Raw genomic sequence first — 18,997 nt, 5'->3', positions numbered from 1 at the left:
TGTCGACGAGGCTCCGGCAGGGGCGGAAGTGAGGTGGGGACGGTGACCGTCGGAGAAGGCCTGACGATCGGTTCGGTGACCGTCCCCGCGGACGCCCTGGTGTGGCGCTTCTCTCGTTCCTCGGGTCCGGGCGGGCAGCACGTGAACACCTCCGACACCCGGGTGTCGCTGTCGTTGGACGTGGCGGCGTGCGCGGCGCTGGGGTCCACGCGGCGCGAGCGGGCGCTGGAGCGGCTGTCCGGGAGGCTGGTGGACGGGGTGCTGACGGTGTCGGTGCAGACCCACCGCTCGCAGGTGCGCAACCGGGCCGAGGCCAGGGAGCGGATGGCGGCCCTGTTGGCCGAGGCGATGGCGCCGCCGGCGCGGGAACGCCGTGCCACACGGCCCAGCCGTGGCGCCAAGCGGCGGCGGCTGGACGCCAAGCGCCGCCGCGGTGACATCAAGCGGGCGCGTTCGCGGCCCCCGTTGGAGTGAGCCGACCGGCCCTCGGGGCTGGTCGGCCACGACTTTTTCCGATATTTTTCCGGCAGTCTCCCGGCGGGGCCGGCCGGGGGTCGGGGACCCGTGCGGACGTGGGCGTGTGCACGGTTGAACTCGACCACCATGCTCGGGTAAATTGCGGCCATTGAGGCCTACGCCGGGTTGGCGGTCCTGGGTTCCGATTGACCAGGACGCCCTTGTCTCATATTCTGGCGGCAGCGTTGTGGGTTCGTGCGGGCGTCTGCCGTCTCCTTGGGTGATGGTGAGGTCGCACCGCTTCGGTCAACACTCTGGACCCGGCGGCCGGTGGTCATGGGAGGTTCGTCCTCTCGCGGCCCTGCTCTCTCTTCTGGACGACGGATCGACGGGCTCGAACCCTAGACGTGCCCATTTTCTGAACCTGTCCGTATCCGGAGTCCACCCACAAATGACGAGCAGCACCGAGGCCACCTCGACACCCCAGGTAGCGGTCAACGACATCGGGTCCGAGGAAGCCTTCCTCGCGGCGATCGACGAGACCATCAAGTACTTCAACGACGGTGACATTGTCGAGGGCACCATCGTGAAGGTCGATCGAGACGAGGTCTTGCTCGACATCGGCTACAAGACCGAGGGTGTGATCCCCTCTCGGGAATTGTCGATCAAGCACGACGTCGACCCCGGTGAGGTCGTTGCCGTCGGCGATCAGGTCGAAGCCCTCGTCCTCCAGAAGGAGGACAAGGAAGGTCGTCTGATCCTGTCCAAGAAGCGCGCGCAGTACGAGCGCGCCTGGGGCACGATCGAGAAGATCAAGGAAGAGGACGGCGTCGTCACCGGCACGGTCATCGAGGTCGTCAAGGGCGGCCTCATCCTCGACATCGGTCTGCGCGGCTTCCTGCCCGCGTCCCTGGTCGAGATGCGCCGTGTCCGCGACCTGCAGCCCTACGTCGGCCGCGAGCTCGAGGCGAAGATCATCGAGCTGGACAAGAACCGCAACAACGTGGTCCTGTCCCGTCGCGCCTGGCTGGAGCAGACCCAGTCCGAGGTCCGCCAGACCTTCCTCAACACCCTGCAGAAGGGCCAGATCCGCAAGGGCGTCGTGTCCTCGATCGTCAACTTCGGTGCCTTCGTGGACCTGGGTGGCGTCGACGGCCTGGTGCACGTGTCGGAGCTGTCCTGGAAGCACATCGACCACCCGAGCGAGGTCGTCGAGGTGGGCCAGGAGGTCACGGTCGAGGTCCTGGACGTGGACATGGAGCGCGAGCGCGTCTCCCTGTCGCTGAAGGCGACCCAGGAGGACCCGTGGCAGCAGTTCGCCCGGACCCACCAGATCGGTCAGGTCGTCCCGGGTAAGGTCACCAAGCTCGTTCCCTTCGGTGCGTTCGTTCGCGTCGAGGAGGGCATCGAGGGCCTGGTCCACATCTCCGAGCTGGCCGAGCGTCACGTCGAGGTGCCCGAGCAGGTCGTGCAGGTCGGTACCGAGATCTTCGTCAAGATCATCGACATCGACCTCGACCGCCGTCGGATCAGCCTCTCGCTGAAGCAGGCCAACGAGAGCGTTTCGCCCGACCAGGTGGACTTCGACCCGACTCTGTACGGCATGGCTGCCGACTACGACGAGCAGGGCAACTACAAGTACCCCGAGGGCTTCGACTCCGAGAGCGGCGAGTGGCTCGAGGGCTTCGAGGCTCAGCGGGACGAGTGGGAGCGCAGCTACGCCGAGGCGCAGGCTCGTTTCGAGGCGCACCGCAAGCAGGTCGAGGAGGCCCTCGCGGCCGAGGCCGACGCTGCGAACGCCCCGGCTCCGGAGGAGGAAGAGGAGTACACGGGTGGCGGCCAGGCGGCCGGCACGCCGAGTACCGAGTCCGCTTCCAGTGGCGCCCTGGCCTCTGACGAGGCCCTGGCCGCGCTCCGCGAGAAGCTCGCGGGCGGCGAGGCCTGAGTATGACGGGTCCGTGAGGATCCGCTGATCGCAGGCGAAGGGCCGTCCCCGGTCGGGGGCGGCCCTTCGTCGTGTCCGGGGCCTCCTCGGGGCGCCGGTGCCGTCCGGCGTGAGCCGTACGCCCTAGGATCGCGGTGTGCCCCAGGGCGGGGCGTGTGAGGAGACGACGTGTTCGACATCCACCAGGCCGTCCCCGCCGACGCGGGGGAGATCCTCACGTTGCAGCGGGCCGCGTTCGTCGACGAGGCGCAGGCCTACGGCGACCCGTTCATCCTGCCGTTGACCGAGGGGCTGTCCGGGATCGAGAGGCTGTTGGGGCGCGAGGACGCCCTGGTGTTGAAGGCCGTGGTCGGCCACCGCATCGTGGGGGCGGGACGGGCGTCGGTCAGCGGGACCACGGGTGTGGTCGGTCGTCTGGCGGTGGCCCCGGACCAGCGCCGGCGCGGGATCGCCCGGGCTCTGCTCGTGGGCCTGGAGGAGGAGCTGCGGCGGCGCCGCCCGGATCTGGGCGCGCTGACCCTGTTCACGGGGGCGCAGAGCGCCGAGAACCAGCGCCTGTACCGGGCGCAGGGCTACGCCGAGACGCACCGCGAGCGCCTGGCGGACCACCTGGTGATGGTGCACATGCGCAAGGACCTGGGCGCCGCCGTGGCCGGTGGCTCCGAGGCGGCGGCGGGCACCGCTCGCCCCTGAGGGTCCCCGATCCGGCCGGTGCCCGGACTTCGGCCTGGCCGCGACCGGGCCGGGGCGGCGTGGAGCGGCCGCGGGCCGCCGTCTAGGGTCGTGTGCATGCTGAAGGTGGGACTGACCGGAGGAATCGGCTCCGGCAAGAGCGCGGTGTCGGCTGGACTGGCCGAGCACGGCGCGGTGATCGTGGACGCCGACGCCATCGCGCGCGAGGTGGTGGAGCCGGGTACGCCGGGGCTGGCCGCGGTCGTCGCGGAGTTCGGCGAGGAGGTCCTGACCTCCGACGGCCGGTTGGACCGTGCCCGTCTGGGGGAGATCGTCTTCGCCGACGAGGCCAAGCTGGCGCGGCTCAACGCCATCGTGCACCCGTTGGTGGGCGAGCGCAGCGCGGAGCTGATGGAGCGGGCGACGGAGTCGGGGGCCGACGTGGTGGTCTACGACGTTCCGCTGCTCGTGGAGAACGACCTCGGCGCGTTCTACGACGTGGTCGTGGTGGTCGACGCGCCGGACGAGACCAGGGTGGAGCGGGTGGCCTCCGACCGCGGTATGCCCCGCGATCAGGTGTGGGCCCGTATCCGCAACCAGGCCGACCGGGACACGCGGCTGGCCGCGGCGGACCTGGTGGTGGACAACTCGGGCTCGCGCGAGGAGCTGCGGGACCGTGTCGCGGACCTGTGGCGGGCGCTGGTGGCCCGGGCGTCCTGACCGAGCGCCGGGGCGGCCCTCAGCCGCCCCCGGCGCGGGGGGCGTCGTCGGTGTCGGCGGGGGCGGCGCATCAGGCGGGAGCGGTCGGGTCATGTGTGCGCGGCGGTCTCGGGTGCAGGCCGCCGGCGCCGGTGGCGGCGAGGACCCAGCAGGTCAGGGCGGCCAGACCGTAGAGCCCTGCGGTGAGGGCCTGCGCGGTGCCCGGGCCGGTCAGATGGTCGAGGGCGTCGTGGGCCGGGAACGACAGTGCGCTGCCGGCGAAGAGGCCGACCAGGCCTCCGCCGACCAGGAAGAGGCGTGAGGTCCGCAGGTCGTACCTCAGGTTGCTCCACACGATCAGGGCACTCGTGGCGGTCGCGAACAGCACCTCCAGGTGCGCGGGGGAGTACAGCGAGGTCAGGGCGGACAGTCCGCCGACCGCCAGGACCAGGCCCACCAGGGCGGTGACCAGGCGGGACAGGGGCCGGGCCCGTGCGCGGCGCCCGAACCGGGCCGTCAGCTCCCCGACCTCCCGCAGTTGCTCGTCGACGTCCCGCAGCTGTTCCTCGGTCAGCCGCGCCTCCTGGAGCAGTTCCTCTTCGGCCTGGGCCGCGATCGCCTCCGCCGTCCGGTACTCCCCGCGCAGCTCCCGCACCCGGGCGAGGTAGGCGCCGGCGTACCGGTCGGGCTCCTGGGCGGTCCGCCCGGCCAGTGCCCCCAGACGGACGAGTTCGTCGATCTCGCGGAGCCACTCCTCGTCCTCGATGGGTGCCTCGTCCGGGGAGGAGGGCGCCGTCCTCAGGTAGTGGACCGCGCAGACGTGCGTCCATTCCGTGCGCCGCATCATCTCGACCACCCAGGCGGCGTCCTCGGAGGGGGCGAGGGCGTGTGCGGCCTCGACGGCGTTGTCGGTGGCCCCCTGGAGGAGGAGCAGGTAGGGGGTCTCGGGCCAGGTCTCGGGCTCCCGCCCGTCCCGTGCCCCGGGGTGCGGATACAGCCGGGGGAGGGCCGTGAACGCGGACAGGGGGTGCTCCCGCGCCTCGGGCGACAGGTCCTCGGGGTCGGGGTCGTGGTCGGGGTTGGGTGTGGGTCTGGCACGCATGGGGCCGCCTCGGCGTCGAGGGCGTCGGGGGAACGGGGTGCCGGAGCGGGAGGCCTCAGGAGGGGTGTCGTGGTGATGTCCGGCGGCGCGGCCCGGGAAACGGGGGTGGCCGCTACCGGCCGCACGGCGGCGGCCCCGGTGGTGCGGGACGTGCGCGGCCGGCCGGTCAGGCGCGGCCGTGGTCCGGGGGGTCGCGGTGGTGCAGGGTGCGGCTCAGGGACGTGCCCGCGTCGATGGCCTTGCGCACCAGCTCCTCGCGGACGGTGCGGGCGGCCCGGACGCTGAGCAGGCCGTCGTCGAGGTCCTCGGTGGGCAGGGAGTCGCGGGTGGAGGTCAGGGCGAGGTCGGCGTAGTCCCCGGCCCGGTCGGCGATGGCCTGGCACTGCTCCCACTCCCGGTGGGCGGTGACCGCCTCGTGGACCCGTTCGCCGTAGCCGGCCAGGACCTCCACGCGCTCGGTGAGCGCGTCGTGGGCGCGGGCGACGGCCTCCTCCTGCGGGGCCAGGGCCTTGGTGACCTGGGTGGAGACCGCCTCGCGTCTGCGCTGGGCCAGCTCCCGGCGCAGGGTGCGCAGCCGCAGCAGCTCCTGGGACAGCGTCCACTCCTCCTCGCGGAGCAGCGGCAGGGTGTGTCCGGGGTCGAAGGAGTCGCCGAGGATCCGCATGCCCTCCTCGACGCGGTCGGTGGCCTGCTGCAGCTGGGCGAACAGGTGGGCCTCCGGCTCCTCCTGCCGGGTGACGTAGCTGTGGGGGCGGCCGAAGTCCTCGGGCAGGACGTACTGGTCGTAGTGTTCGGCGGCCAGACGGGGGATCATGCCCGGGCGCATGATCGCGCCGGCGCCGCTCGCACCGGCGGCCAGGTACAGGGCGGCCAGGGCGGGGTCGCCGGGGACGAGGGCGTGGAGGGGGCCGACCACCTGGTCCAGGAGCAGGCTGAGGCCGACGACGCCGCCGATGGAGGCGGGCAGCGCCCAGGTGGCGTGCATGAACAGGTCGCCCCAGTCGTCGGTGGGGGAACCCTTGCGTGAGACCAGGCCCAGGAGGAAGGCCGTGGTCATCAGGCACAGCAGGACGCCGAGGAGCAGTCCGGCGGGCTGCCACAGCAGGGCGAGCAGGGCCGCGCCGGCGCAACCGCCGGCGGTGGCCGCGGCGGCGCGGCGCCACGCCCGCCGGCGGGGCGGCCCCTTGGCGGCGGGGACGAGCCGGTCGGCGTGGCGGCGCAGGCGTTCGGCGGTCCCGGGGGGCAGGTCCGGTGAGAATGTCGGTCTGGAGGGGTGGGTCACGAGGGACACCTCATTCCGGGCGCTCGGCGCTGCTTCGATGGTAACCGCGCGGGCCCCGTCCGGTCAGGTGTGTTCGGGCCCTCCTTCGTCGGGTCGCGGGCCCCGTGGCCGCGGACCCCCGGGATGTCCGCGGCGGTCTGTAGCGTTGGGGGAGAGGGACACGTGGGCACGGGGCGGCCCACCGTTCGATGCGAGAAGAGGGCGACGACGTGCGACCGGTCAGCGACATCAAGCGCAGCGAGAGGCCTTTCGAGGTCGTCTCCGACATGACTCCGGCGGGGGACCAGCCGGCCGCGATCGCGGAGATCACCCGGCGGGTGCGTGCGGGGGACCGGCACACGGTGCTGCTGGGGGCCACCGGTACGGGTAAGACCGCGTCGGTGGCGTGGACGGTGGAGCAGTTGCAGCGCCCCACCCTGGTGATGCAGCCCAACAAGACGCTGGCCGCCCAGTTCGCCAACGAGCTGCGGCAGATGCTGCCGAACAACGCGATCGAGTACTTCGTGTCGTACTACGACTACTACCAGCCCGAGGCCTACGTCCCCCAGAGCGACACCTACATCGAGAAGGACTCGTCGATCAACGACGAGGTGGAGCGCCTGCGGCACTCGGCGACCAACTCGCTGCTGACGCGGCGGGACACGATCGTGGTCGCGTCGGTCTCGTGCATCTACGGCCTGGGCACCCCGCAGGAGTACGTCGACCGGATGGCGCAGCTGTCGGTGGGCATGGAGGTGGACCGGGACGACCTGCTGCGCCGGCTGGTGGAGATGCAGTACTCCCGCAACGACGTGGCCTTCACCCGCGGCACCTTCCGCGTGCGCGGCGACACCATCGAGATCATCCCGGTCTACGAGGAGCTGGCGATCCGCATCGAGATGTTCGGTGACGAGGTCGAGCGGCTGCTGACCCTGCACCCGTTGACCGGCGAGGTGCTGGGCGAGAGCGAGGAGATGTTCATCTTCCCCGCCTCGCACTACGTGGCCGGCGAGGAGCGCACGGAGCGGGCGGTGGCCACGATCGAGGCCGAGCTCGGTGAGCGCCTGGCGGAGCTGGAGGGCCAGGGCAAGCTGCTGGAGGCGCAGCGCCTGCGGATGCGCACCACCCACGACCTGGAGATGATGCGCCAGCTGGGCTCGTGCTCGGGCATCGAGAACTACTCGCGGCACTTCGACGGCCGGGAGCCGGGCAGCCCGCCCAACACGCTGCTGGACTACTTCCCCGAGGACTTCCTGCTGGTGCTGGACGAGTCGCACGTGACGGTCCCGCAGATCGGTGCGATGTACGAGGGCGACGCGGCGCGCAAGCGCACGCTCGTCGACCACGGGTTCCGGCTGCCCTCGGCGATGGACAACCGGCCGCTGCGGTGGGAGGAGTTCACCGAGCGGATCGGGCAGGCGGTGTACCTGTCGGCGACGCCGGGCCGCTACGAGCTGCGCCAGAGCGGTGGCGACGTCGTGGAGCAGGTCATCCGTCCCACCGGTCTGATCGACCCCGAGGTGCTGGTCAAGCCCACCGACGGGCAGATCGACGACCTGGTGCACGAGATCCGGGAGCGGGCCGAGCGCCAGGAGCGGGTGCTGGTGACCACGCTGACCAAGAAGATGGCCGAGGACCTCACGGACTACTTCGCGGAGATGGGCATCCGGGTGCGGTACCTGCACAGCGAGGTGGACACGCTGCGCCGGGTGGAGCTGCTGCGGGAGCTGCGGGTGGGTGAGTACGACGTGCTGGTGGGCATCAACCTGCTGCGTGAGGGCCTGGACCTGCCCGAGGTGTCGCTGGTGGCGATCCTGGACGCGGACAAGGAGGGCTTCCTGCGCTCGGAGACCTCGCTGATCCAGACGATCGGTCGCGCGGCCCGTAACGTGTCCGGCCAGGTGCACATGTACGCGGATCGCGTGACCGACTCCATGCGTGCGGCGATCGAGGAGACCAACCGCCGCCGGGACAAGCAGATCGCGTACAACACCGAGCACGGGATCGATCCGACGCCGCTGCGCAAGCAGATCGCCGATATCCTGGACTCGCTCAACCGCGAGGACGTGGACACCGAGCAGCTCATGGCCACCGGGTACCGGCAGGCGGGCGCCAAGGGCGAGCGCGCCCCGGTGCCGGCGCTGGGCGAGCGCACGGACGTCGCGTCCATGCCGCGGGCCGAACTGGCGGGTCTCATCGACCAGTTGAGCGCGCAGATGCACCAGGCCGCCACGGACCTGCAGTTCGAGCTGGCGGCTCGGTTGCGGGACGAGATCAAGGAGTTGAAGCGCGAACTCCGCGGGATGGACGCCGCCGGGATCAAGTGACCCGAGGCCCTGCGGCGCCGGGCTTGCGGCTCCGCGGGGCCCTCATGAGCTGCGGCTTTCCATCACGTAACGGGAACGTTTCAGGATCGATCGGGTCGCGCAGTTACCTCCGCGTGACATACCCTTGGGGCAGTTCAGGGTGTATGTCGTTTTTGCCGGTGTCCGGTAGTGGGGGAACGCATGAGGGTTCGACTTCTGGCGGTCACGGGCGGGGTCTTCGTGCTCGGATCCCTGCTCAGCGGCTGCGGTCTGGCCATCGGCGAAGCCGACGGGGCCGAGGGGGCCACGCAGGGGCCCAGCGTCGCCGAGCGCGGTGAGCAGGAGCCTGAGCGCGCCGTGGACGACGAGCACGAGCTCGTCATCGTGGACAACGGGGTCCAGGTGCACGAGGACTGCGCGAACCGCGAGGTCGTGGTGACCGCCGACGACGCCCACGTCGTCCTGGACGGCGCGTGCGGCCTGGTGAAGGCGACCGGCCGCGGGACCACGGTCAACGTGGGCTCGGCCGACAAGATCGTGCTGGTCGGGGTCGACAACGAGGTGGCCTTCGCCTCGGGCGACCCCGAGGTCATCAACCACGGGCGCAACACCACGGTCGTCGAGGGCGGCTCCGCCGGCGCGTGAGCCCTGTCCGCGCCGGGAACCCCCTGCCCGGCGGGCGGACCGTGTCGCACTAGTGCCCGCCCCTCCACCGGAGAGTGACCTTCGATCGGCTACGGTGGTGCGCGTCTGCTTTTCGCATTCGAGTGACTTGACACGGTACGGACAGGTACGCCTACGCTGAGTGAATTCTTGGTGTTCAGTGACGATTTCGCGCGCCCGGCCCCTGCGGAAGCGGTACGGTCGATCCGTTCCGTATGCGTTGGTCCGGCCCGGACGCGTCGTCGCGACGGCGACGGGCCCCGAACGCGACGCCCCGGTGACGGCCGGGCGAACGAGCGCGTGAGGTGGAGGACCCGCCAGGGGAGGGGTGGATGAGCGGATATGTCGCGCGGGTGCGACATGATGAGTCGCCCGGGGGCGACGTCGGCCTGGACCCGCTGGTGCGGTCGGCCGCTCTGCGCTGGGCCGAAGCCGACCCTCTGCTGCCCGCGCCGGTCAACATCGCGCGTGACTCCTACCCCCTCCTGACCGTCAGCGACGAGGAGGGGCGTGCCGTCGCCGCGGGGACGATGCACTACACCTGGTACCAGCCCGGCGAGGTCGGGCGGATCTGGGGCGTGCCCGACCAGCACTGGCTCACCCCCATCGTCGGCGGCCCCGACCCCAGCCGCGCCCTGGACTCCCTGCTCACCAGCTGGCGCGACCAGCTGGAGGACCTGCCGACCGGCACCGGCTCGGAGTCGGCCGCCCTGGTCAGCTGGCCCGCCCGTGACGTGTGCGGGATCATCCCGCTCCAGCGCCACGGCCTGCAGCCCTACACTGTGCTCGCGGCCCGGCAGCGCCGACGCGGCGTGCCCCCGTCGCTGCCGCCGCGCGACGTGACCATACGGCTCGCCGATCGCAGCGACCTGACCCAGGTCGTGGCGCTGTTGATGGAGGAGCACCGCTACGAGCAGCACTTCGGCGGGGTGTTCCTGCAGCCCGACACCGCCGAGCAGACGCGCAAGGTCGCGGCGCGGGCCCTGGAGCGCTCCCGGTCCTGGATCTGGTTGGCCGAACGGCGCGGCCGCGCCGTGGGACTGCTGTGGGTCTCCCCGCCCGAGCGCTCCCGCTGGGCCAAGTCCCTGGTCAACGCGCGCCCGATCGCGCACATCGGCTACGGGGTCGTGATCGCCGACGAGCGCGGCAACGGCATCGGCACCGCGCTGGTGGGCCAGGCCCACCAGGCGCTGGACAGCCACGGCGTGGGCGCCTCGGTGCTCAACTACGCGGCGATGAACCCGCTGTCGGGGCCCTTCTGGCACCGGATGGGCTACCGGCCGGTCTGGACGACCTGGGAGGTCCGCCCCGCCCTGGCCCTGCGCTGACGGTGCGCCCGAACGGCTGACGGCGCGCCCGAACGCCTCCCCGTTCACGGACGCGCCGACGGACGTGGCTAGCCTGTGCGCAGGACGCGACGAGGCGTGCGGGAGAGGCGAACCGATGAGTACGAACGACCATGGCCCCCGGGGTGCGGACCACGTGGAGATCGTCGAGGTGGGGCCGCGCGACGGCCTGCAGAACGAGTCCACGGTGCTGTCCGTCGACGACCGGATCCGGTTGATCGACCGGGCGGTGGCGGCCGGGGTCCGCCGGATCGAGGCGGTCAGCTTCGTCAATCCCAAGCGGGTCCCGCAGATGGCGGGCGCCGAGGAGATCATGGCGGGCGTCGAACGCGCGCCCGGCGTCTCGCACATCGGCCTGGTGCTCAACCGGCGCGGGCTGGAGCGCGCGGTGGCCGCGGGGGTCTCGGAGGTCAACGTGGCCGTGCCCGCCACGGACGGGTTCTGCACCCGCAACCAGGGGTGCACGGTCGACGAGATGCTCGACGCGCTGGTCGACATCGACGCCGAGCTCCAGGGGACGGGCATCCCGCTCAGCGTGACGGTCTCGACCGCGTTCGGATGCCCCTTCGACGGCGAGGTGCCCGCCGGGCAGGTGGTGGAGGTCGTCAACCGGATCACCGGCACCTCGGCGGTGGAGATCGCCCTGGCCGACACGATCGGCGTCGCGGTGCCCCGTGAGGTCTCCGAACTGCTGCGCGCGGTGGCGCCCGCGGTCGGCGACCGTACGCTGCGCTGCCACTTCCACAACACGCGCAACACCGGTTACGCGAACGCGATGGCGGCGGTGGAGTCGGGCGTGCGGGTCCTGGACGCCAGCCTGGGCGGGTTCGGCGGCTGCCCGTTCGCTCCGGCGGCGACCGGCAACATCGCCACGGAGGATCTGCTGTACATGCTGCACCGCAGCGGGATGAACACGGGCGTGAGCCTGTCCGAAGCCTGCGAGCTGGGCGCGTGGATGGGCGAGCGCCTGGGCAAGCAGCCCCCCGCCTACCTGGGCCGCGCGGGCGGTTTCCCCGGCTGAGCCGGACGATGACGCGCCCGCCCGGGTCCGGCCGTCCCGGGCGGGCGTATGGCGTCGGGTTCGTTCAGCCGGACGTGTGGCCGGTGAGCAGGCGCAGGGCCCGGTCGGCGGGTCCGCCGGGACGGGGACGGCGGGAGGGGTCCACGCCCACGCGCAGGCGGGCGCCGGCCGCGTCGTGGTACACGCGCAGGTCCAGGAACGAGCAGCACTCCCGTTCGGCGGCCACGAGCGCGGAGAGTTCGTCGGTGTGCTCGGCGGGCAGGCTCCACACGAACGCCGGGCCGTCGGGGCGGCCCCGGGCGTGGCCCAGGAGTTCCTCCCAGCGGCCGAGCCGCGGCCGGAGTTCGTCGGCGTCGTGCGAGCAGGTGCCCGCCGTCTCCATCAGGGGCAGCAGGCGGGGGTTCTGGTCCGTCACATCGATCACACTCCCTGGGTGCACACTACGCCGCGGCCCCGCCCGGTTCCAGCCGCCGCCGGGCCCGCGGAGCGCCGCCCTGAGCCGCTCAGAGCGCGCCTGCCGGGGTGCGGGCCCCTCGGCCGTGTCCGACGCCGGGAGTGGAGCCGCGGTCCGTACGGTGGTGCTGTGGCGGACGTGACACCGGTGGCGCCGAAGCGGTGCGGATCCCGTTCCAGAGGGCGACGCCGCTGGTCGCGGCGGGGAACAGCACCGGGCGTCTCGGCGTTCGCTGGTGTAGAGGCACGGGTGGCCTGTTATCCTGGTGCCCCGTGGAGTCCGGCGCCGTCTCGGCGCATCCCAGACCGCCCCGCACCGGACCGCCGCACGGCCGCTCAGTTCATCCCGAGCCCGCCGTAGCCACTCAACCCACGGGAGCAACACTTTGGCATCCGCCGCGAGTACCAAGCACCTTTTCGTTACTGGCGGCGTCGCCTCCAGTCTTGGCAAGGGCCTCACCGCCTCCAGCCTGGGACGACTCCTGAAGTCGCGCGGCCTGCGGGTCACCATGCAAAAGCTCGACCCCTACCTCAACGTCGACCCGGGGACCATGAACCCCTTCCAGCACGGCGAGGTCTTCGTCACCGACGACGGGGCCGAGACCGACCTGGACGTCGGCCACTACGAGCGCTTCCTGGACACCGAGCTGTCCGCCTCGGCCAACGTCACCACCGGCCAGGTCTACTCCAGCGTCATCGCCAAGGAGCGCCAGGGCGCCTACCTCGGTGACACGGTGCAGGTCATCCCGCACATCACCAACGAGATCAAGTCGCGCATCTACGCGATGGACGCTCCCGACGTCGACATCGTCATCACCGAGATCGGCGGGACCGTCGGCGACATCGAGTCGCAGCCCTTCCTGGAGGCGGTCCGCCAGATCCGGCACGAGATCGGCCGGGACAACTGCTTCTTCCTGCACGTGTCCCTGATCCCGTTCCTCGGCCCGTCCGGCGAGATGAAGACCAAGCCCACCCAGCACTCCGTGGCGGCCCTGCGCAGCATCGGCATCCAGCCCGACGCCATCGTGTGCCGCTCGGACCGGCCCATCACGTCGAGCATCAAGGCCAAGATCAGCCTGATGTGCGACGTGGACGAGGCCGGCGTGGTCTCCACGCCCGACGCCCCCTCGATCTACGACATCCCCAAGGTGCTGCACCGCGAGGGGCTGGACGCCTACGTCGTGCGCCGCCTGGGCATGCCGTTCCGCGACGTGGACTGGACCGAGTGGGACGAGCTGCTGCGCCGGGTCCACCAGCCCGACCACGAGGTCACCGTCGCCCTGGTCGGCAAGTACATCGACCTGCCCGACGCCTACCTGTCGGTGAGCGAGGCCCTGCGCGCGGGCGGGTTCGCCACCAACACGCGCGTCAACATCCGCTGGGTGGCCAGCGACAACTGCGCCAGCCCCTCGGGTGCGGCCGCCGAGCTGGCCGACGCCGACGGCGTCCTGATCCCCGGCGGCTTCGGCATCCGCGGGATCGAGGGCAAGCTGGGCGCCATCCGCTACGCCCGCGAGAACCGCATCCCGATGCTGGGCATCTGCCTGGGCCTGCAGGCCATGGTGATCGAGAGCGCCCGCAACGTCCTGGGCATGGACGGCGCCAACAGCACCGAGTTCGACGACAAGGCCGTGGAGCCGGTCATCGCCACCATGGCCGATCAGGAGGACGTGGTCGCCGGTGAGCGCGACATGGGCGGCACGATGCGCCTGGGGCTGTACCCGGCCGACCTGGGCGAGGGCACCCTGGCCCGTGAGGTCTACGACGGCCGGGCCCAGGTCTCCGAGCGCCACCGCCACCGCTTCGAGGTCAACAACGCCTATCGCGCCAAGCTGGAGGGGGCAGGTCTGGTGTTCTCCGGGCTTTCCCCTGATGGCAAGCTGGTGGAGTACGTCGAACTGCCCCGGGACGTCCACCCGTTCTTCATCGCGACGCAGGCGCACCCGGAGCTGCGCTCCCGCCCGACCAAGGCCAACCCGCTCTTCCGCGGTCTGGTCTCCGCCGCACTGGAGCACAGGAACTCCTGAGCCGGTTCCGGGTGGGGGACACGAGCCTGAGAGGCGATTCGCATGGCCAGTGACACCCACCCGGACGGCCGCGACCCGGGGACGGACGCGAAGATCGCGGACGTCCACGTCGCGTGGCCGGTCGAGCGCTCCGAGGAGCGCTTCCAGGGCAGCAAGTGCGGGATGCGCACGGACTGGGTCGTGATGCCCGGCGCCAACGGGGAGGGCACGTCCCTGGCCGAACGCGACTACATGGTGCACCCCGGGGCCGCCGCCGCGCTGGCCATGGACGAGGACGGCCGGATCCTGCTGCTGCGCCAGTACCGGCACGCCGTCCGGCACACCATGTGGGAGCTGCCCGCCGGGCTGATCGACGTGCAGGGTGAGGACCCGCTGCTCACCGCGCAGCGCGAGCTGGTGGAGGAGGCGGGGCTGCGCGCGCGGCGCTGGCACGAACTCGCCGACTTCTTCCCCACCGTGGGCTTCTCCGACGAGCGCATCCACGTCTACCTCGCCCGTGACCTGTCCCAGGTGCCCGCCGAGGAGATCGACTTCGTCCGCGAGCACGAGGAGACCGACCTGGCGGCCGAGTGGGTGCCCCTGGACGAGGCCGTCGGCCTGGTCATGGCCGGCCGGCTGCACAACGCGTCGACGATCATCGGAGTCCTGGCCGCCCAGAACGCCGCCGCGACCGGTTTCGCGTCCCTGCGCGACCCGGCCGACGGCTGAGCCGTGGGCGAGGACGTCGAGGTCGCCGGCCCGCTGGCGCAGGTGAGCACAGCCTTCCTGGACCATCTCGGAGCCGAGCGGGCGCTGGCGACCAACACCCTGCTCGCCTACCGGCGGGACCTGCGCCGCTACACCCGCCACCTGACCGGTCGGGGGGTGGTCTACCTGGCCGATGTGGACCGGGCCCAGGTCGGCGGGTTCCTCCAGGTGCTGCGCGAGGGCGACGAGGACCACGTGCCGCTGAGCGCCGCCTCGGCCGGGCGCGCCCTGGCCGCCGTGCGCGGCCTGCACCGGTTCGCCGTGCGCGAGGGGTGGGCCGACCACGACCCGGCGGCGGAGGTGACCCCGCCCTCCCCTCCGATGCGCCTGCCCAAGGCGGTGCCGCTGGAGGACGTGGAGCGCCTCCTGGACGCGGCGGGGCCGATGGCCGACGCCGCCTCGGAGGCGGCCGGCGCGTCCGGTACGGGCGCGGGTGAGCGCGCGGCCCTGCTGGCGTTGCGCGACCGCGCCCTGTTGGAGGTCCTCTACGGCACCGGCGCCCGGATCTCCGAGGCGGTGGGCCTGGACGTCGACGACGTCTCCGACGCGGTCGGCGCCGAGCGGGCCGTAGGCCTGGTGCGCTTCCGGGGCAAGGGGGGCCGTGAACGCCTGGTGCCGCTCGGCTCCTACGCCCGGCGTGCACTGTCCGCCTACCTGGTGCGGGCCCGTCCCGTGCTGGCGGCCTCGGCGACCGGGGGACGGGGCGGACCGGGGCTGTTCCTCAACGCGCGCGGCGGCCGACTGACCCGCCAGGGCGGGTGGGCCGTCCTGGGGGCGGTCGCCGAGCGGGCCGGGGTCGAGGGGGTCTCGCCGCACACCCTGCGGCACTCCTTCGCCACGCACCTGCTCGACGGGGGCGCGGACATCCGGGTGGTGCAGGAACTGCTGGGGCACAGCTCGGTCACCACCACGCAGATCTACACGCTGGTCACGGTCGACCACCTGCGCGAGGTCTACGCCACCAGCCATCCCCGGGCACGCCGTTGAACCGGCCGAACAGGGCGCTCGCGCCTCGTGTGCGGGGTGAGGCGGTGCACGGTGCCGCGCACCCGAGCCGGAGCGGCCGCGCCGCGGCGGTACCGGCCGCGGGCAGGGCGGTCCTCGGGCGCGCTCGCCGCGTCAGGCCCGTCATCGTAAGGTAGGGGGCGATCCCCTCGGATCCGTCCGGGGGAGCACGTCAACCAGAGGTTTACGTTGAAGTGCGCCGTGTCGGCGTCCTAGAGTCGCCGCACGGCGGTACGTTGCTGTCGACATATTGAGTTTCCGACGGCGGCCAGGCGCAGGGGCACGGCATCCCTTCGGGCCGTGGCCGGTCCGTAGGGGAGGTCCAGGGTTGTGAACTGGTCGGAGGACGACGTGGCTGCGAAGACCGCACCCGTCGGCGAGGAGGACCTCGTCGACCCGGTGACCAATCCCTGGGGCACGACACGCAACACGGGGGCGGATCTGCACACGAAGAGACCGGAACGGACCTATCCGGAGCCCGAGCCGCTCGACGAACACGGCCCGGCACGAATTGTAGCACTGTGTAATCAGAAGGGTGGCGTCGGTAAGACGACCACCACCATCAACCTCGGCGCGGCCATCGCCGAGTGCGGCAGGCGCGTGCTGCTGGTCGACTTCGACCCGCAGGGAGCGCTCTCGGTCGGCCTGGGCCGGCTGGATCCGCGTGAACTGGACCTGACCGTCTACAACCTGCTCATGCAGCGGGACGTGACGGTCGAGGACGTGCTGCTCAAGACCGACATCGAGGGCCTCGACCTCATCCCGAGCAACATCGACCTGTCGGCCGCCGAGGTGCAGCTGGTCGGCGAGGTGGCCCGCGAGCAGATGCTCGGCCGCGCCCTGCGACCGGTCATCGACGACTACGACGTCGTCCTGATCGACTGCCAGCCGTCGCTGGGCCTGCTGACCGTCAACGCGCTCACCGCGGCCGACGGCGTCATCGTGCCGTTGGAGTGCGAGTTCTTCGCGCTGCGCGGTGTGGCGCTGCTGATGGACACCATCCAGAAGGTCCAGGAGCGCCTCAACGAGGACCTGGTCATCGACGGTTTCCTGGGCACGATGTACGACCCGCGCACGCTCCACGCGCGCGAGGTGCTGTCCACGATCATCGACGGGTTCGGTGACAAGGTGTACGGGACGGTCATCAACCGCACCGTGCGGTTCCCGGACGCGACCGTGGCGGGCGAACCCATCACCCGGTTCGACTCGTCGTCGGCCGGGGCCAACGCCTATCGGGATCTGGCCAAGGAGGTGCTGGCGAGGTGGCCTCTCAGCGGTCACGGCGCGTGACCCTACCGGGGGCGGACGAGCTGTTCTTCCGCCCCTCAGGCGGTGCGGAGGAAGTGCCGCCCGTGGAGACCGAACGCCAGTACACGGCACCGGAGCAGAAGAGTTCGTCCGACACGGCGGCGCGCCGCAGGCGCCGGGTCATCGCCCGGCCGGACGGTGCGCCCAAACCGAGCGGGCGCCAGCGTCACGACGAGAAGATCACCGTCTACATCTCCGGGCCCGAACTGCTGGCCCTGGAACAGACCCGGCTGTCGCTGCGCGCGGAGCACGGGCTGTCGGCCGACCGGGGCCGCCTCGTCCGCGAGGCCGTCGCGGTCCTGCTGGCCGACTTCGAGGAGAACGGCCAGACCAGCATGCTGGTCAGGCGACTGAGCGAGGACTAGAGGTACCCGCACCGGCATCGGAGGGGGTGTCGGTCCGGGAACGAAGGGACACGGGTGTCACCGGCCGGATTCGACCGGTGACACCCTTGACGTATGAACGACACGACGCGGGTCAGTGGCCATGGCGGCTGAGGGACCCCACGCGGACGGCGACGCCGACGCTGTGGACGAGCACGCCTTCCAGGTGCACCTGGACAACTTCGAGGGGCCCTTCGACCTCCTCCTCGGGCTGATCTCGAAGCACAAGCTGGACATCACCGAGGTGTCGCTGTCGAAGGTCACCGACGAGTTCATCGCGCACATCCGGGCGCACGGGGACGCCTGGGACCTGGACCAGGCGAGCAACTTCCTGCTGGTCGCGGCCACGCTGCTGGACCTGAAGGCGGCACGGCTGCTGCCGCGCGGCGACGTGGAGGACGAAGCCGACCTGGCGCTGCTGGAGGCCCGCGACCTGCTGTTCGCGCGGCTGCTGCAGTACCGCGCCTACAAGGAGGTCGCGGCCCTGATGCGCGACCGGCTGGCGGCGCAGGGGCGCAGGTACGCGCGGGCGGTGCCGCTGGAGGAGCAGTTCGCGGCGATGCGGCCGGACGTGCTGTTCAAGCTCGGGCCGCAGGAGTTCGCCGCGCTCGCGGGCCTGGTGTTCACTCCCAGGGAACCGCCGAGCGTCCCGGTCACGCACATCCACCAGACCAAGACCTCCGTCAAGGAGCAGGGCGAGCTCGTGGTGGCGGCGCTGCGCGAGCACGGACGGCTGACGTTCCTCGAACTGACCGACGGCTGCACCGGCACCTTCGAGGTCGTGGCCCGTTTCCTGTCCCTGCTGGAGCTGTACCGGGCGAGCAACGTGGCCTTCGAGCAGCCCGAACCGCTGGGGGAGCTCATCGTGACCTGGACCGGCGGCGACGCCGAGGTCGAGGTCGACACCGAGTACGACGACACAGTGGAGGCCGAATGAGCGCCGACGACACCATGACCGGTGTGGGTGATCTCTCCGCACCGCCCACTCTGCGCCGCGACCTGGAGGCGGTGCTGATGGTGGTGGACCAGCCGGTGTCGGAATACGAGCTGGCCCGCGCCCTGGACGTCTCCCTGGAGGTGGTGAACCGGACGCTGGAGGACCTGTCGAGGGAATACACCGAGCAGGGGCGCGGTTTCGACCTGAGGGCGGTGGCCGAAGGGTGGCGCGTGTACACGCGGCCCGAATGCGCCGACGTCGTCGAGCACTTCCTCAAAGAGGGGCAGGAGGTGCGGCTGACCCAGGCCGCGCTCGAGACGATGGCGGTGGTGGCCTACCGACAGCCGGTCTCCCGGGGCAGGGTCTCCGCCGTACGCGGTGTCAACTGCGACGGGGTTATGCGTACCCTCGTACTGAGGGGCCTGATCGAAGAGGCCGGGCACGATTCCGAATCCGGTGCGCTGCTGTATCGGACCACCTCCTATTTCCTGGAACGGTTGGGCCTGCGAGGCCTCGACGAGCTGCCTGAACTGGCGCCGTTCCTCCCCGACGACATCGAAGGTCTAGACGACACCGGTGAGCACACCTAACGACAGTTCCCGCGGTGCGCGGGACGACGCCCCGCGCGGTGAGCGCGGCGACTACGACAAGCGCGGCGGCCAGGGC

18 protein-coding genes are annotated in these 18,997 nt (G+C 71.5%); 15 read left to right on the top strand and 3 right to left on the bottom strand.

Annotated features, from left to right (window positions below; genetic code table 11):
• Positions 1-42 precede the first annotated feature (42 nt).
• The 4 genes from arfB (at position 43) to coaE (ending at position 3,793) form a co-directional block, all read left to right on the top strand.
• On the top strand, positions 43-474 hold the full coding sequence (gene arfB, locus DFP74_RS27285) for an alternative ribosome rescue aminoacyl-tRNA hydrolase ArfB (protein ID WP_233571185.1): 432 nt from the start codon (positions 43-45) through the stop codon (positions 472-474).
• Positions 475-907: 433 nt separating this feature from the next.
• Positions 908-2,401, top strand: coding sequence for a 30S ribosomal protein S1 (gene rpsA, locus DFP74_RS27280; RefSeq protein ID WP_121186039.1), 1,494 nt, complete (start codon positions 908-910; stop codon positions 2,399-2,401).
• 168 nt (positions 2,402-2,569) lie between these two features.
• Positions 2,570-3,094 carry a GNAT family N-acetyltransferase gene (locus tag DFP74_RS27275; RefSeq protein ID WP_121186037.1) on the top strand — a complete coding sequence of 175 codons (525 nt, stop codon included), beginning with the start codon at positions 2,570-2,572 and terminating at the stop codon, positions 3,092-3,094.
• A gap of 96 nt (positions 3,095-3,190) precedes the next feature.
• Positions 3,191-3,793, top strand: coding sequence for a dephospho-CoA kinase (gene coaE / locus DFP74_RS27270; protein WP_121186035.1), 603 nt, complete (start codon positions 3,191-3,193; stop codon positions 3,791-3,793).
• A 70-nt stretch (positions 3,794-3,863) separates the two neighbouring features.
• On the opposite strand, the gene DFP74_RS27265 is transcribed toward coaE, so the two are convergent.
• Positions 3,864-4,874 carry a hypothetical protein gene (locus DFP74_RS27265; protein WP_121186033.1) on the bottom strand — a complete coding sequence of 337 codons (1,011 nt, stop codon included), beginning with the start codon at positions 4,872-4,874 and terminating at the stop codon, positions 3,864-3,866.
• 166 nt (positions 4,875-5,040) lie between these two features.
• On the bottom strand, positions 5,041-6,156 hold the full coding sequence (locus tag DFP74_RS27260; RefSeq protein WP_121186031.1) for a hypothetical protein: 1,116 nt from the start codon (positions 6,154-6,156) through the stop codon (positions 5,041-5,043).
• A 209-nt stretch (positions 6,157-6,365) separates the two neighbouring features.
• Here DFP74_RS27260 and uvrB point away from each other — a divergent pair, with 209 nt between their 5' ends.
• The 4 genes from uvrB (at position 6,366) to DFP74_RS27240 (ending at position 11,471) form a co-directional block, all read left to right on the top strand.
• Complete coding sequence (uvrB, locus tag DFP74_RS27255) at positions 6,366-8,462, top strand: excinuclease ABC subunit UvrB (protein ID WP_121188560.1); 2,097 nt, start codon at positions 6,366-6,368, stop codon at positions 8,460-8,462.
• 180 nt (positions 8,463-8,642) lie between these two features.
• The gene (locus tag DFP74_RS27250; protein WP_199725797.1) at positions 8,643-9,086 is read left to right on the top strand and encodes a DUF3060 domain-containing protein; all 444 of its coding nucleotides are present in this window, start codon (positions 8,643-8,645) and stop codon (positions 9,084-9,086) included.
• Between the two features lie 350 nt (positions 9,087-9,436).
• Entirely contained in the window at positions 9,437-10,432 is a 996-nt protein-coding gene (locus DFP74_RS27245; protein ID WP_121186028.1) for a GNAT family N-acetyltransferase, read from the top strand.
• 115 nt (positions 10,433-10,547) lie between these two features.
• Positions 10,548-11,471 carry a hydroxymethylglutaryl-CoA lyase gene (locus DFP74_RS27240; RefSeq protein ID WP_121186026.1) on the top strand — a complete coding sequence of 308 codons (924 nt, stop codon included), beginning with the start codon at positions 10,548-10,550 and terminating at the stop codon, positions 11,469-11,471.
• Positions 11,472-11,535: 64 nt separating this feature from the next.
• Here DFP74_RS27240 and DFP74_RS27235 read toward each other — a convergent pair whose 3' ends face one another.
• On the bottom strand, positions 11,536-11,895 hold the full coding sequence (locus tag DFP74_RS27235; protein ID WP_147453919.1) for a hypothetical protein: 360 nt from the start codon (positions 11,893-11,895) through the stop codon (positions 11,536-11,538).
• Between the two features lie 415 nt (positions 11,896-12,310).
• Here DFP74_RS27235 and DFP74_RS27230 point away from each other — a divergent pair, with 415 nt between their 5' ends.
• The 7 genes from DFP74_RS27230 to scpB all read left to right on the top strand — a co-directional run bounded on the left by DFP74_RS27230 (position 12,311) and on the right by scpB (position 18,921).
• Positions 12,311-13,951 (top strand): CTP synthase, encoded by a 1,641-nt coding sequence (locus DFP74_RS27230; protein WP_121186022.1) that lies wholly within the window; start codon positions 12,311-12,313, stop codon positions 13,949-13,951.
• A 42-nt stretch (positions 13,952-13,993) separates the two neighbouring features.
• A complete protein-coding gene (locus DFP74_RS27225) occupies positions 13,994-14,659 on the top strand; it encodes an NUDIX hydrolase (protein WP_121186020.1) in 666 nt (221 codons plus the stop codon).
• A gap of 3 nt (positions 14,660-14,662) precedes the next feature.
• Positions 14,663-15,685, top strand: a complete 1,023-nt coding sequence (locus DFP74_RS27220) for a site-specific tyrosine recombinase XerD (RefSeq protein ID WP_121186018.1) — start codon at positions 14,663-14,665, stop codon at positions 15,683-15,685.
• A gap of 348 nt (positions 15,686-16,033) precedes the next feature.
• A complete protein-coding gene (locus DFP74_RS27215; protein WP_121186016.1) occupies positions 16,034-16,993 on the top strand; it encodes a ParA family protein in 960 nt (319 codons plus the stop codon).
• Complete coding sequence (locus tag DFP74_RS27210) at positions 16,990-17,376, top strand: hypothetical protein (protein ID WP_121188559.1); 387 nt, start codon at positions 16,990-16,992, stop codon at positions 17,374-17,376. The genes DFP74_RS27215 and DFP74_RS27210 overlap by 4 nt, the downstream gene beginning before the upstream one ends.
• 121 nt (positions 17,377-17,497) lie before the next feature.
• Positions 17,498-18,331: a ScpA family protein gene (locus tag DFP74_RS27205; protein WP_121188558.1), complete on the top strand. Its 834-nt coding sequence runs from the start codon at positions 17,498-17,500 to the stop codon at positions 18,329-18,331.
• On the top strand, positions 18,328-18,921 hold the full coding sequence (gene scpB, locus DFP74_RS27200; protein ID WP_121186014.1) for an SMC-Scp complex subunit ScpB: 594 nt from the start codon (positions 18,328-18,330) through the stop codon (positions 18,919-18,921). Before DFP74_RS27205 ends, scpB begins: the two co-directional genes overlap by 4 nt.
• The last annotated feature ends 76 nt before the right edge of the window (positions 18,922-18,997 follow it).

The sequence above is a fragment of the Nocardiopsis sp. Huas11 genome (genome assembly GCF_003634495.1).
GTDB lineage: Bacteria > Actinomycetota > Actinomycetes > Streptosporangiales > Streptosporangiaceae > Nocardiopsis.
The sequence above is the reverse complement of the archived record's forward strand: the minus strand, read 5'-3'. Positions and strand labels throughout refer to the sequence as shown.

What these genes read in the sequence shown, in the direction of transcription:
- rpsA (WP_121186039.1), top strand. Translation starts at nt 908, where the DNA reads ATGACGAGCAGCACCGAGGCCACCTCGACACCCCAGGTAGCGGTCAAC.
- coaE (WP_121186035.1), top strand. Translation starts at nt 3,191, where the DNA reads ATGCTGAAGGTGGGACTGACCGGAGGAATCGGCTCCGGCAAGAGCGCG.
- DFP74_RS27265 (WP_121186033.1), bottom strand. Translation starts at nt 4,874, where the DNA reads ATGCGTGCCAGACCCACACCCAACCCCGACCACGACCCCGACCCCGAG.
- DFP74_RS27250 (WP_199725797.1), top strand. Translation starts at nt 8,643, where the DNA reads ATGAGGGTTCGACTTCTGGCGGTCACGGGCGGGGTCTTCGTGCTCGGA.
- DFP74_RS27245 (WP_121186028.1), top strand. Translation starts at nt 9,437, where the DNA reads ATGAGCGGATATGTCGCGCGGGTGCGACATGATGAGTCGCCCGGGGGC.
- DFP74_RS27240 (WP_121186026.1), top strand. Translation starts at nt 10,548, where the DNA reads ATGAGTACGAACGACCATGGCCCCCGGGGTGCGGACCACGTGGAGATC.
- DFP74_RS27225 (WP_121186020.1), top strand. Translation starts at nt 13,994, where the DNA reads ATGGCCAGTGACACCCACCCGGACGGCCGCGACCCGGGGACGGACGCG.
- DFP74_RS27205 (WP_121188558.1), top strand. Translation starts at nt 17,498, where the DNA reads ATGGCGGCTGAGGGACCCCACGCGGACGGCGACGCCGACGCTGTGGAC.
- scpB (WP_121186014.1), top strand. Translation starts at nt 18,328, where the DNA reads ATGAGCGCCGACGACACCATGACCGGTGTGGGTGATCTCTCCGCACCG.